Genomic DNA, 11,057 nt, shown 5'->3' with positions numbered 1-11,057 from the left:
AGAGGCCCAGCCGGGACACGTCCGGGTCCTGGAACACGTCCTGAATGAACCCTATCTTGAATTGCAGGTGCGGCTGCGTGCGTACCCACTCGAAGACCTCGCGCTCCTGGCTGGTCGTCAGGAAGGTCTTGTTCATCAGGCTGTAGCTGCGGGCGTGGATGTCCTCCATCATGCCCTGGAATTGCAGGGTGGCCTTGCGGATGTGGCCGTCCACCAGGCCGCGCAGCGCGGGCATCCCCACCTCGCCCTGCAAGGTGTCCAGCGCATTCAGGCCCGCCGAGGCGTGAATGTAGGTCCAGCGTTCATCCTCCCCCAGCGCCTGCCAGACCAGCGCGTCGTTCGTGAGGGGAATCTCGTCGGGGAACCACAACTGGGACGTGTACTTCTCGTAGAAGGTGGCGGAGAAGTGATCTTCCGGGTCAGACCAGTTGGTGGCCGAAAAAGGGATGTGCGACATGTGACTGCGCCTCCAGCGCGGTGAAAGAACGTCTTGGACCCTTCGCCTCTTCGGCCCTCAGACAGCGGGGCCAGCCGCCCTACACCACGCAGCTCAGGCAGTCCTGCACGTTGGACTTGCGCAGCCGGGTGTAATACAGGGTCTTGATGCCCAGGCGGTAGGCGTACAGGTAGTAGCTTTGCAGCGTGCGGGTGGTGACGTTGCCCGGCACGAACAGGGTGCAACTGATGCCCTGATCCACATGTCGCTGCGCGGCAGCCACCGTGTCCAGCACCCGGCGCATATCCATGTCGTAGGCTTCCTCGTAGTACCACTCGGTGGTTTCATTGAGGTGCGGCATGGGGTAGATGGTGCGCGCCTTGTTGCTGGTGCGCGTCTCCACCTTCTCGGTGACCGGCATGAGGCTGGCGCTGGCGTGCGACACGTAGCTGATGCTCCCGGTGGGCGCGACCGCCATCACGAAGGAGTGCGCCAGGCCGTGTTGCCGGATGTCCTGCACCAGCCGCTGCCAGTCCTCGCGGGTGGGAAGCTGGTGGCTCTCAAACAGGGCGGCCACCTCGGGCGTCTGCGGCAGGAAGTCGCGCTCCAGGTACTGGGCGAAGTGTTCACCACTCTGGTAGCGGCTGCCCCCGAAGCCCCGGAAGACGAAACCGGTGTCGCGGGCGATCTCCATGCTGGCCTTGCGCGCGTGGTAGTGAACGGCGGCGAAAAACACGTCCACGAACTCCAGCGCCTCGGGGCTGCCGTACATCAGTTCATTCGCGGCCAGGAAGGAGTGCAGGCCCATCGCGCCGAGGCCGATGGAGCGCATCTCCTCATTGGCTTTCTTCACGGCGGGGACCTCATGCACGCTCGTGGAGCGGGCCACGTTGTCCAGCAGCCGCACCGCCGAGCGCACCACCCGCCCGATGTCGCGGCTCTTCATGGTCTGTTCGATCACCAGCGAGGCCAGGTTGCACGACACGTCCAGGCCAATCTGGTCTTTGTGTTCCTGCCCGTAGGCGTGGAAGGTGCTGGGCAGGGTGGGTTGCAGAATCTCGCTGCACAGGTTGCTCATCTTGATGCTGCCCACGTTGGGGATGGGGTTGGCGCGGTTGGCGTTGCCCTCGAACAGCAGGTAGGGGTAACCGCTCTCGCCCTGCGTGATGGCGATGTCCTCCAGCACCCGCCGGGCCGACACGCGCTTCTTGCGGATGCGGGGGTTGTCGGCCAGGGCCTGATAGTCGCGCGTCCAGTCGATGTCCGTGAACGCCAGCCCGGTTTCCTGCCACAGCGAGTGCGGGTAGAACTGGCAGATGTCCTCGCCCGAGCGCACTTTCTCCATGAAGATGTCGGGGATGGTCGCGCCCACGCTGAGGGTCTTGAGCCGGGCGTCCTCGTCGGTGGCGATCTTCTTGGCGTTCAGGAGGTCGAGGAAGTCGGCGTGCATCACGCTGAGGTAGACGGCCCCCGCTCCCGGACGCTGCCCCGCCTGGTCGGCGTAGCGCAACATGTTGTCCAGCATCTTCGCCACACCCATCACGCCCTTGGTGACGTTCTGGATACCGCGCAGACTCTCGCCCCGGGCGCGCAAATTGCTGGCGTCCACCCCGATGCCGCCGCCCCCCTTGCTGAGTTCCGCCACGAAGGACAGCGTCTTCGTGATGGAATTTAGGTTGTCAGTGCAGTCCTGCAAGAGAAAGCAACTCACCAGGCGGCCCGTGTTCGCCTTGCCGCTGTTCATCAGGGTGGGCGTGGCCGGAGTGAAGGTCTGGTTCACGAGGTGGTGGACGAGTTCCAGCGCGTCTCCGGGACTCTCCGAGCGGCTCAGTGCGGTGATCGCCATGCGGTCCTCGTAGCGTTCCAGCCACCTGCTGCGGTCGGGCGTCATGGTGGCGTACTCGCTGTAGAACTTGTAGGCGCCCATGAAGGCCCGGAAGCGGAACTTATAGCTGTAGGCGCGCTCGAAGACGGCCTGCACCTCTTCGTGGGTGTACCGCTCAAAGACGGCGGGGTCCCAGATGCCGTGCTCGGTCAGGTAACGGATCTTCTCCTTCAGGTCATGGAAAAAGACTGTGTTCGGGTTGACCTTCTCCTGAAAGTACACCTGCAAGGCGTCCAGGTCGTGCCGGGTGTCCACCTGGGTGCCGGACAGCACCTTGTTGTTCAGTTCGATCCAGGGTTCCATAGGTCCTCCGGGAAGGGGGGCAGCGGGAAGGGAGAGGCGAGCTTCTGGCGGTTCTGCACCCAGCGGGCGATCCGGGCGACATCAGCGTCGGTGCCGCTCTTGTTCACCTTCGCCACGACGGGCACGTGGTACTCCTCGGCGATCAGGTCCGCCGCGCGGGCGAAGTGCTCGCCCCAGTGGTAGGACCCGCTCGCCACCACGCCCAGCAGACGGTGGCTGTGCCGGGCGAGAAAGGCGCGGGTGGAGTCAGGGACCGCTCCCCGGTGGAAGGTGTACGTCAGCAGCAGGAAGTCGCCTTCCGGCCTGTCCCGGCGGAGGTCCAGCACGGCCACTCCGCCGACCTGCCGGGCCACCCGGCCCACCAGGCGGCGCACATTGCCGGTGAGGGAATCGAAGACCAGTTGCACGCCGTCAACCTTTCAGGGCCGTTGAGGAGGGACGCAGTTCCGCCTTCACGAGCTGTGCATCGAAGTCCCGCATATCGGCCGCGAGCGCATTCACCACACGCCCCACCTGCTCCTCCGTCAGAAGGCCCTGTTCGTGCAGGACGGCCAGGAGTTCCAGCACCATCGCCGTGCCGCCCCGGCCGCGGGCCACACCGGTCAGCAGCAGCGTCCAGGGATGGTCAGCCGCCATCCGCTTCACTCTCCTGCAGGGGTGGGACCTCCGTGGGTTGTCCGTCGCCCCCCAGAGCCACCAGGACGAACGTGCCGGTGCAGCCCAGTTCGCGCTCATCGCTGTACATGTCCTCGATAAACAGCTCCACCCGCACGGTCATGCTGGTGCGCCCGGTCGCCACGACGCGGGCGACGAGTTCCACCAGGGTGCCCTGGGGAATGGGGCGGCGGAACTCCATGGCGTCCAGGTGCCGGGTGACCACCTTGCGGCGGCAGTGCCGCGTGGCCGCGATAAAGGCGGCGCTGTCCATGTACGCCAGCGCCTCCCCGCCGAAGAGCGTGCCGTGGTGGTTGGTGGTGCCGGGGAACACGACGTGCGTGATCCGGGTTTCGTTCTGACTGGGGAGGGGTGGAACAGGGGAACGCCGGGAAGGGCCAGGCATGGCGCCGTGCAGTTCAGTCATCAGGTCAGCTCCAGGCAAAAAGGCAAACGGTGGGAGGCAGCCAGGGCGGGCGGCCCGTGCCAACAAAAAAGACGTACCCGGTTCAGGGCACGTTCAATTCGGGGTTAACTTCGCAGCATCGGTCCACCTGACGCCCTTGACGCGAGGGCACGCGAGGAGTTGTTCTCCGCGAGGCGAGCGTTCGGACTGTGACCGTAGCGCGACTGTGCCGGACTGAACCCCCCCAACCCATCACCCGGGGGGTGTGACCGGACTTCCCTCAGTTCCTGCGGAGGCTTTCAGCGTGAAAGCACCAGGGGATACTAGATGTTGTACGTCTCACAATCAAGTCGGTCACCCCTGGAGCCTGAGAGGGCGTCTCCCCGGTCAGCCAGGGTCACCGGGCTGTTCATTCGTTCGCGTGCTCGATGGCGCTCCCGATCAGGCTGGTGATGTGCCCATCCAGCAGCCGGTAGTACACCACCCGGCCCTCCTTGCGGGAGGTCACCAGGCGGTGGGCGCGCAGCAGGCGCAACTGGTGGCTGGCCGCACTCTCGCTGATCCCCGCGATGTTGGCCAGGTCGCACACGCACAGTTCCTCGATATTCAGGGCACTGAGCATCCGCAGCCGGGTGGGATCGGCCACGACCTTGAGCAGGGTGCTGGCGGCCTCCACACAGGAGGCGTCGGGCAGGGCTGACCGGACACGGGCCACCGCCTCGGGATGGACGCACGGCACGTCGCACACGTCATCTTGAGAAGCGGTTCTCATGTCCTGACCATAGCGCAGGCCGGACAGCGGGAACGTCATCCCATCACCTCCCGGCGGCCTCACGAAGCCAGCTCCAGCAGATAGAGGGCCACGAACCCCGCGAAGAAGGCCGCGGTGATCAGCGGCGTTTCCTTCACCTCGTGCGCCTCGGTCAGCAGTTCCTCGGTGACCAGGAACAAGAGGGCCGCCGCACCGAAGGCCAGCACGATCTCCAGCGCCAGGCCCGTGAGGCCCTGAAGCAGCGTGCCGCCCAGCAGAGCACCCAGGATGACCAGCAGGCTCAATCCCGTGACCGTCAGGATGACGCGGCTGCGGGACGCGCCGGACTGCCCCAGGCTGGAGGCCACCGAGACGCCCAGGAAGAGCAGCTCCAGGGTCAGGGCGATCACCAGCAGGGTGCCGACCCGGGCCCCGCCGCAAAGCCCACGCCGATCAGCAGGCCGTCAATCAGCACGTCAATCCCGACGGCGGCGATCAGGCCGAGGTTCCCGGCGTTGTCCCGGTTCTCTTCCGCGCCTTCCAGGCGTTCGGCGAAGGCCCGGACGAGCAGCATCACCACCACGCCCAGCGCGAAGCCGATCACCACACCGGCTGGCTGATGCCCCTGGGTGATCTCGGGCAGCAGTTCACCCGCCACCGCCGCGAACACCACGCCCGCCGCGAAGTGCTGCACGAAGCTGCGAAACCGCTCGCCAGGCGTGCGGAAGCTGGCCACCACCCCGCCCAGGATGGTGGCCGCCACCGGAATCAGGGTGAGCGCCAGAATCTGCTGGAGAGGGGCGCTCAAGAAGCCCCTGCGCCGAGGGCCGCCAGAATCCGGGGGCGCTGCTCGTCAAAGGGGCCGTAGAAAGCGTGTTCACCGATGACCGTGACGGGAGCGACCCGGACCTTCGCCCGCCGCTGCATCTCCGCCAGCGCCTCCGGGTCGCCCCGCACGTTCTTTTCGGTGTAGGTCGCCCCGTGGTGCTGGAGCAGCCGCTTGATCGCCTCGCAGTCCGCACAGTGGGGGACGGTGTAGAGGGTGATGGCCGACATGGAATCTCCTCAGGCGCGGCGCGGTGTGGCGTGGGACAGGGGGTTCCGGGCGGGCGGAGTTTCACGGCCTTTCCAGCGCAGCAGGCGCAGGGCGTTGGCGGTGACGAGCGCCGTCGCCCCCGTGTCGGCCAGAATCGCCATCCAGAGGTTGGTGTAGCCCAGCAGCGTCGTGACCAGGAAGATCGCCTTGAGGCCCAGCGCGAAGGCAATGTTGGCCTTGATGTTGCTCATGGTGGCGCGTGAGAGGGAAACCAGATCGGCCACGCCGGTAACGCGCTCCTGAAGCAAGGCGGCGTCGGCGGTTTCCAGGGCCACGTCCGTCCCGCCGCCCATCGCAATGCCCACGTCGCTCTGCGCGAGAGCGGGCGCGTCGTTGATGCCGTCCCCGACCATCGCCACTCCACCCTCCGCTTTCAGGTCCGCGATCAGGCGCAACTTGTCTTCCGGCAGCAGTTCCGCCTGCACGTCCAGCCCCAGGTCGCGGGCGATGGCCTGCCCGGTGCGGGCGTTGTCCCCCGTCAGCATGACGGTGTTCACGCCCAGGCTGTGGAGCTGTGCGATGGCCGTGCGGGCGTCCGGGCGAGGTTCGTCGCGGATGGCGAGCACGCCGAGCGGGGCCCTCCCCTCCAGCAGCACGACGGCGGTGCGGCCCTGTTCCTCGAAGGCCCCGATCTGCTCCTGAAGGGCACCCGGCAGGGTCGCCACGGTCGCGGCATGGCGGGGAGAGCTGACGCTGAGGGTCCGGCCCAGGACGGTCGCCGTCACTGCTTTGCCGGGGAGGGCCTGGGCGTCGGTCACGGCAGGAAGAGTCAGCTTCGCCTGCTTCGCCGCGTCCGTGATCGCCTTCGCCAACGGGTGGCTGCTGCCCGATTCCACGGCGGCAGCCAGACGCAGCACCTCGTCCCGGTCAAGGTCCAGCCCCACCACGTCCGTCACGCGGGGTTTGCCAGCGGTCAGCGTGCCGGTCTTGTCGAAGGCGACGGTCCTGACGGTGCCGATGCTCTCCAGCGCCGCGCCGCCCTTGATCAGCAGGCCGCGCCGCGTCCCGGCGCTGATGGCGCTGGTGATGGAGGCGGGCACCGAGAGCACCAGCGCGCAGGGGCAGCCGATCAGCAGCAGGGCGATGCCCTTGTACAGCCAGGTGTGCCAGGCTGCCCCGAACAGCAGCGGCGGCACCAGGGCTACCAGCGCGGACACCAGCACCACGCCCGGTGTGTAATACCGGCTGAAGCGGTCGATGAAGCGGGCGGTGGGCGCCTTGCTGCCCTCGGCTTCCTCGACGAGGTGGATGATGCGCGCGATGGTGTTGTCGCTCGCGGCCTTTTCGACACGTACCGTCAGCACGCCGTCGGTGTTGATGCTGCCCGCGTACACGCTGTCCCCGGCGCTCTTCGTCACCGGCACGCTTTCCCCGGTCACGGGGCTGTCGTCGAGGCTGGAGGTGCCGGTCAGGATGGTGCCGTCCGCAGGAACGCGGGCACCGGGATTGACCTGCACGGTCTGGCCGACAGCCAGGACATCGGCGGGCACTTCGCGCGTGCTGCCCCCCTCGACCAGCAGGGCGGTCTTGGGCGCGAGGGCCGCCAGCGCCTGAATCCCCGCGCGGGCGCGTCCGGCGGCCACCCCTTCCAGCAATTCACCAACCGCGAAGAAGAACACGACCACCGCGCCCTCGGCGGCCTGACCGATCAGGACCGCGCCGATGGCCGCGAGGCTGACCAGCATGTTGATGCTGAACGGGTCCCCGAGGCGGGCACTGGCAACAGCCTTTTTCGCCAGTGGCCACACGCCGAGTAAGGTGGCCGCGATGTACCCGTAGGTGGCGAACCGCGGCTCGATGAAGCCGAAGAGCCAGGCGAGGGCCAGCAGGACCCCGGAGGTGACCACCAACTTGCCCTGCCCGCTGGCGTACCAGGGCTGCCCGGGCCTGGGTGCCTCGTGAACATGCCCGGCGTGGTCGTGGTGATGATGGCCCGTGTGGTCGTGACCGCTCTGGTCATGCTTGACGGCCTCTGCCTGAGGAACGGTGCTCTTCGGCTGTTGCAGCAGGGAGGGGGTGTATCCCAGGGCCTTGAGATTCCGTTCCAGGGTGGCGCGCCCGGTCTGCGTCTCGTCGAGGTCCAGGCTCAACGTCTGCTTGGTGAAGCTGGTTTTCACATCGGCGGTGCCGGGGAGGGTGGCGACCATCCGCTCCACCTTCTGCACGCAGCTCGCGCAGTCCATGCCGTCCACGAAGTAGGTCAGGTGGGCAGCGCCGGGTGCTGCCGGGTCCGGGCGGGCAGGCGAGGAGGTCATGGTCCTACTATACCTGAGCAGAAGCTCATATGTATGGTTGTTCAGATATGGGACTGGATTGGCGGCTGGCTCGTTCTTGCAGTGAGAAGGGTGGAGAAGCTGAAGGGCAATCTGACGCCTCACCATTCAGGTCCACCAGCGAAGAACAGCCCCGCCCGGTGCGGGGTTTTTCCGTCAGGGCCGCATCGTCCAGGGTTCCACCACGCCGATGACATGCCGTTTCAGGTCGTGCTCCAGCGCGTGCAGCACGCCGCCGCTGATCTCCCCGTGCGTCAGCCAGCGGGAGCCGTCCCCTTCCCGCACGAAGCCGAGGACGATCTCGCGGTAGTCGTTGCCGAGCGCGGCGAACCGCTCCCGCCTGCGACTGCCCTGCTTGGCGGGATTGGCGACCGCGCTGCCCAGCACGTGCCAGTAAGGCCCCCGCACATGCCGCGCCGCCACGAAGGGCGCTTCCGGCGCCGTGCCGTGAATCCACACCACCGCCCGGTCAAAGGGTCCTGACTGCGCCAGGGCGCGGTCAAGCGTCTCCGTGTCCCGGTAATCGAGGGCCAGCAGGCGGGCGCGGGTGTCGGGGAGTCGCTCCGGGCGCCGCGCCAGCACTGTCACCTCGTCGCCCTCGTCGAGCAGGGCGCGCACCACGCCCGCGAGCATCCCGGTTCCGCCGATGACGAGCGTTCGCATGGGTCCAGCTTAAGACCCGCACGATATGTCAAAGAACGTATTCAAGGCGAAAGGAGGTTTGTGAAGCATAGAATATTTCGCTATGAGCAATGGATCGGCAGGCAAACTCATCCTCGTCAACGGTGCGTCCAGTGCCGGGAAATCCACGCTCTGCCGGGCGGTGCGGGACAAGCTGGACGTGCCCTTCCTGTTCTTCTCATTGGACTTCTTCCTTTTTACAACGGATGTTCTCCCCAAACGCCGTGACCCTGACGGTACCTTTGCTTGGGCGGCCATGCGTCCGCACGTTTTCGAGGGGTTCTACCGCTGCCTCCCGGCCCTCCTCTCTGCGGGAAATAATCCGGTGGTGGAACTCATCGTGGAAACGCGGGAGCAGATGGACCGGCTGCTGGACCTGCTCGCGCCGTTCGACGTGTTCTTCGTCGGGCTGCACTGCCCCCTGCCAGAACTGGAAAGGCGCGAACGGGCACGAGGCGACCGCCGGGTGGGGGACGCCCGCCGCGACTTCGAAACGGTTCACACCTTCGGCCGCTATGACCTGGAAATTGACGCCACCAAGCCCTTAGATCAGAACGTAGAGGCGATCATTACGGCTTGGAGAGCAAGAACAAGGCGGGGTGTGTTCGAGCGAATGGCAGCAGAGCAGTAAGCCAGAGGGGCCGGGCAGCTCCCGACCCCCTTGACCTTCCCGATCTCAGATCAGGCTGAGCTGCTCCCCGCCCTCCAGGTGCGCGAGGTGCTCGGGCAGGTCGCCGGGCTTCTCCATCACGATCTGCTCGGCCTTGTAGGAGGAGCGGACCAGCGGCCCCGCCACGACCTCCAGAAAGCCCATCGCCATGCCTTCTTCCCGGATCTCGTCGAACTCGGCGGGGGAGACGTAGCGTTCGACGGGCAGGTGGTGCATGGTGGGCCGCAGGTATTGCCCGAAGGTGAGCACGTCCACGCCGTGTGCGCGGCAGTCGGCCATCGCCTCCCGCAGTTCTTCCCGCGTCTCGCCCAGGCCCAGCATGATGCTGGTCTTGGTGATCACGTCGGGGCGGCTCTGCTTGGCGTGCTTCAGCACCCCCAGCGTCCGCTCGTAGCTCGCGCGGATGTCGCGGACGGGGTGGGTCAGGCGCCGCACCGTTTCGAGGTTCTGCGCGTACACGTCCACCCCGCTCTCCAGCACCAGGTCCACGCAGTGCGGGTTGCCGCCGAAGTCGGGTGTGAGGGCTTCCACCCGCGTGCCGGGATTCTCGCGCTTGATGGCCGTCACCGTCTTGGCGAAGTGGTACGCGCCGCCGTCGGGCAGGTCGTCGCGGTCCACTGAGGTCAGCACCACGTACTTCAGGCCCATCAGCCGGACGGACTCGGCCACGTGGGCGGGTTCGTCCAGATCAAGCTTGCCCATCGGGTTGCCGGTGTCCACCGCGCAGAAGCGGCAGGCGCGGGTGCAGATGTGGCCCATCAGCATGAAGGTCGCCGTGCCGCGTGACCAGCATTCCCCGATGTTGGGGCACATCGCCTCCTCACAGACGGTGTGCAGGCGGTGTTCCTTGACGATCTTGCGGACCTCGCCGTACACCTGACCGGTCGGGATGGTGACCTTGAGCCATTCGGGTTTCTTGTCGCGCACGGGCACGCTGTCCTTGCGGTAGATGCCGTTCTTGATGAAGCGCGGTTCCTGATTCTGCTGCGTCATGCGTGACTCCCTGTGGTGGCCGGTTCTGGCAGTGTCGGTGCTGGAAGGGTCCAGTCGTAGTTCTCGAAGGTGGTGTGGAACGCGCGGACGAGGGCCTCCCGCGCCTCTGCCAGGCTGGCCTTCCGATTCAGGCCGCGCAGCTCATCTTCGCGTTCGACGCTGGTCATCTGCGTCCCACTCAGGCCGCACGGCACGATCAGCTCGAAGTGCTGGAGGTTGGTGGTGACGTTCAGCGCGAGGCCATGCAGGGCCACGTTCCGCTGGACCGCCACGCCGAAGGACGCGATCTTCTGTTCGTACTCGCGGCCGTTGATCACGCGCGGGTCCACGTACACGCCCGCGTAGCCGGGGTTGGGGCGGGCGTCGGGCAGGCCGAGTTCTCGCAGCGCCGCGATGGTGGCCCCTTCCAGCAGCCGCAGGAAGTCCTGCACCCGCCTGCCTACCGGGAAGATCGCGTAGGCGACCAGTTGGCCGGGGCCGTGGTACGTCACGTCACCGCCGCGCTCGACCTCCAGCACCTCGATGCCCTGCGAGGCGAGGTACTCGCGTGTGACGATGATGTTGTTGCCTTCCTTCGCCTTGCGGCCCAGCGTCAGCACGGGCGGATGCTCGACCAGCAGCAGCGTGGGCCGCCCGCCCGCCGCCACGCGCGCGTGATGCTCGTGCTGCACGTCCCATGCCTCGCGGTAGGGCAGGGTGCCCAAGTCCAGCACGTCGAATGGTGCGTCCTTCACGGCCCGATTGTACGCCCGGTGTCCAGTGGATTAACGTGCGGGAGGGCCGGATTCGGGGGGTGATTCACCAGCGGGAATGGTCGCCGCGGGTGCGCGGAGTGGTCAGGACGGTGAAAAGGTCTTTGCCGAGGCGTCCGGTCGACTCGGACGGGTGGGCAGCCATCCGCCTTCTGAT

At 66.7% G+C, this 11,057-nt stretch carries 14 protein-coding genes (1 of these 14 running past the window's edge); 1 reads left to right on the top strand and 13 read right to left on the bottom strand.

Annotation, left to right across the window (positions count from 1 at the left end):
- The 11 genes from E5F05_RS17290 to E5F05_RS17245 form a co-directional block, all read right to left on the bottom strand.
- Nucleotides 1-457, bottom strand: the beginning of a protein-coding gene (locus E5F05_RS17290; RefSeq protein WP_129119865.1) for a ribonucleotide-diphosphate reductase subunit beta. Its footprint begins 557 nt before the window's first position; only the first 457 of its 1,014 coding nucleotides appear in the window; the start codon lies at nucleotides 455-457; its stop codon lies beyond the left edge, outside the window.
- A gap of 79 nt (nucleotides 458-536) precedes the next feature.
- Nucleotides 537-2,624, bottom strand: coding sequence for a class 1b ribonucleoside-diphosphate reductase subunit alpha (gene nrdE, locus E5F05_RS17285; RefSeq protein ID WP_129119864.1), 2,088 nt, complete (start codon nucleotides 2,622-2,624; stop codon nucleotides 537-539).
- Nucleotides 2,603-3,031 (bottom strand): class Ib ribonucleoside-diphosphate reductase assembly flavoprotein NrdI, encoded by a 429-nt coding sequence (nrdI, locus tag E5F05_RS17280; RefSeq protein WP_129119863.1) that lies wholly within the window; start codon nucleotides 3,029-3,031, stop codon nucleotides 2,603-2,605. Before nrdI ends, nrdE begins: the two co-directional genes overlap by 22 nt.
- A gap of 4 nt (nucleotides 3,032-3,035) precedes the next feature.
- Nucleotides 3,036-3,260, bottom strand: a complete 225-nt coding sequence (locus E5F05_RS17275; RefSeq protein WP_129119862.1) for a hypothetical protein — start codon at nucleotides 3,258-3,260, stop codon at nucleotides 3,036-3,038.
- Entirely contained in the window at nucleotides 3,250-3,705 is a 456-nt protein-coding gene (locus E5F05_RS17270) for an acyl-CoA thioesterase (RefSeq protein WP_241687214.1), read from the bottom strand. Before E5F05_RS17270 ends, E5F05_RS17275 begins: the two co-directional genes overlap by 11 nt.
- Before the next feature lie 388 nt (nucleotides 3,706-4,093).
- Nucleotides 4,094-4,456, bottom strand: coding sequence for an ArsR/SmtB family transcription factor (locus E5F05_RS17265; RefSeq protein ID WP_129119861.1), 363 nt, complete (start codon nucleotides 4,454-4,456; stop codon nucleotides 4,094-4,096).
- A 59-nt stretch (nucleotides 4,457-4,515) separates the two neighbouring features.
- On the bottom strand, nucleotides 4,516-4,845 hold the full coding sequence (locus E5F05_RS21755) for a ZIP family metal transporter (protein ID WP_241687213.1): 330 nt from the start codon (nucleotides 4,843-4,845) through the stop codon (nucleotides 4,516-4,518).
- Nucleotides 4,842-5,243 carry a ZIP family metal transporter gene (locus E5F05_RS21750; protein WP_241687212.1) on the bottom strand — a complete coding sequence of 134 codons (402 nt, stop codon included), beginning with the start codon at nucleotides 5,241-5,243 and terminating at the stop codon, nucleotides 4,842-4,844. The genes E5F05_RS21755 and E5F05_RS21750 overlap by 4 nt, the downstream gene beginning before the upstream one ends.
- The gene (locus E5F05_RS17255; protein WP_129119860.1) at nucleotides 5,240-5,491 is read right to left on the bottom strand and encodes a glutaredoxin family protein; all 252 of its coding nucleotides are present in this window, start codon (nucleotides 5,489-5,491) and stop codon (nucleotides 5,240-5,242) included. The genes E5F05_RS21750 and E5F05_RS17255 overlap by 4 nt, the downstream gene beginning before the upstream one ends.
- A gap of 9 nt (nucleotides 5,492-5,500) precedes the next feature.
- On the bottom strand, nucleotides 5,501-7,786 hold the full coding sequence (locus E5F05_RS17250) for a heavy metal translocating P-type ATPase (protein WP_129119859.1): 2,286 nt from the start codon (nucleotides 7,784-7,786) through the stop codon (nucleotides 5,501-5,503).
- Nucleotides 7,787-7,960: 174 nt separating this feature from the next.
- On the bottom strand, nucleotides 7,961-8,467 hold the full coding sequence (locus tag E5F05_RS17245; protein ID WP_129119858.1) for a short-chain dehydrogenase: 507 nt from the start codon (nucleotides 8,465-8,467) through the stop codon (nucleotides 7,961-7,963).
- Between the two features lie 82 nt (nucleotides 8,468-8,549).
- Here E5F05_RS17245 and E5F05_RS17240 point away from each other — a divergent pair, with 82 nt between their 5' ends.
- Nucleotides 8,550-9,116, top strand: a complete 567-nt coding sequence (locus tag E5F05_RS17240) for a phosphotransferase-like protein (protein WP_129119857.1) — start codon at nucleotides 8,550-8,552, stop codon at nucleotides 9,114-9,116.
- A gap of 45 nt (nucleotides 9,117-9,161) precedes the next feature.
- Here E5F05_RS17240 and lipA read toward each other — a convergent pair whose 3' ends face one another.
- Together lipA and lipB are read right to left on the bottom strand one after the other, a co-directional pair.
- On the bottom strand, nucleotides 9,162-10,148 hold the full coding sequence (gene lipA, locus E5F05_RS17235) for a lipoyl synthase (RefSeq protein WP_129119856.1): 987 nt from the start codon (nucleotides 10,146-10,148) through the stop codon (nucleotides 9,162-9,164).
- Nucleotides 10,145-10,882 carry a lipoyl(octanoyl) transferase LipB gene (gene lipB, locus E5F05_RS17230; protein WP_129119855.1) on the bottom strand — a complete coding sequence of 246 codons (738 nt, stop codon included), beginning with the start codon at nucleotides 10,880-10,882 and terminating at the stop codon, nucleotides 10,145-10,147. The genes lipA and lipB overlap by 4 nt, the downstream gene beginning before the upstream one ends.
- Nucleotides 10,883-11,057 lie beyond the last annotated feature (175 nt).

Origin of the sequence: Deinococcus metallilatus (genome assembly GCF_004758605.1) — a bacterium.
In the GTDB taxonomy this organism is placed as follows: Bacteria; Deinococcota; Deinococci; order Deinococcales; family Deinococcaceae; genus Deinococcus; species Deinococcus metallilatus.
Note: the sequence above shows the minus strand (reverse complement) of the source record. Positions and strands in the feature narration are given on the sequence as shown.